The organism is Psychrobacter sp. 1176_08, from assembly GCF_052850615.1.
Genome location: NZ_VXCU01000019.1, coordinates 1 through 1,330 on the forward strand (window position 1 = coordinate 1; position 1,330 = coordinate 1,330).

1 protein-coding gene is annotated in these 1,330 nt (G+C 42.8%); it reads right to left on the bottom strand.

Going from position 1 to position 1,330, the window contains the following annotated elements:
- Positions 1-69 precede the first annotated feature (69 nt).
- Positions 70-1,289 (bottom strand): IS3 family transposase gene (locus FW759_RS13950; RefSeq protein WP_095570278.1). Its coding sequence is split into 2 segments (ribosomal slippage): positions 70-941 and positions 941-1,289, totalling 1,221 coding nucleotides; the frame shifts between segments, so codons are not numbered across the junction.
- Positions 1,290-1,330: the final 41 nt, after the last annotated feature.

Consider the following 1,330-nt stretch of genomic DNA (forward strand, 5'->3'; position numbering starts at 1 on the left):
TGTCCCGTCCTAAAATAGATTGATGATTTTTTAGTGAGCCAGATACCCTGAGTATCTGGCTTTTTCGCATTAAGTAGGACATAAATGACTGTCATGAACCTGAGCAGGTGTTCTCATATTCAAACTTAAATGAGGTCTGATATTATTATAGACATAAACAGACTCATCGATAAGCTGTTTAAGCTCACCCATCGTATTGCACTCATACAACAAGAACTCATTCTTCAAGATACCATTAACCCGCTCAGCTAAAGCATTCTGATAACAATCATAGCCATCAGTCATAGACGGTGTGATGTTATTTACTCTAAGCACCTCTTGATACTCTGATGCACAGTATTGAAGACCTCTATCAGAGTGATGAATCGCTTTATGCGTATAACGCCGCTTGTGAGCTGCCATCTTGAGCGCCTTTACCACCTCAGTCGCTGGCATATGATCACTTAAATGATAGCCCAAGATCTGTCTTGAATAAGCATCCGTTACTAACGATAGATAATGCACTCCTTGCTTAGAGGTAACATGAGTGATATCAGCGACCAACATCTGCTCAGGCTGAATAGGTGCTGGTGCATCCTTCGTTAGATTGGGATGCTTTTTCATCCAATGCTTGCTAAAGGTAGTCTTGGTATAGCTACGTTTGGGCTTAACCAGTAGTCTGTGTGCTCTTAGATAATCAAAAAAACCATCACGGCCAATCTTGATACCATGCGCTATCAGCTTAGGTTTAATCAGCCAATATAACTTCCGACCTCCTATGCGTGGCATTAGCATTCGATACGCTTGTACCCAGTCTTTGATGACAGCAAACCTGCTTGCTTTGTCATGCTGCCGGATACGGTGTTGATATACCGCCTGAGGGCTTACGTCAAGTAACCGACATCCTTGGGCTAAACTTATTTGTTTGTCTGTTTTAAGCTGCCAGAGGATGCCGTAGAAGACTTTTTTCTAGCATTTGCTCCGTAGTCGTTTTCAAATACTTCGACGACTTTACTTAAAATAAGGTTATGCGCTTTGGCATCAGCCAGTTCACGTTCTAGACGTTTGATGGTTTGCGCTGGGGTTTCTTTAGATGGCATAGTCTGACTCTTAGGTGGGTGGGTCCAGTCTAATTTACCATGACGTCGCAGCCATACCAATACGGTACTGCGTCCTTGTATGCCATAAATCGCTTGTGCTTGTTTGTAGGTCATGTCGCCTTTTTCTACACTGTCAACGACGGCCAATTTAAAGCCTAGCGTGTAATCTCTTTGCGTACGCTTAGCCCTTGTTGTCTCTAACTTGTCCATGAATAAGATCCTTTTTCGTAAACTTATTTCAGGACGGGACA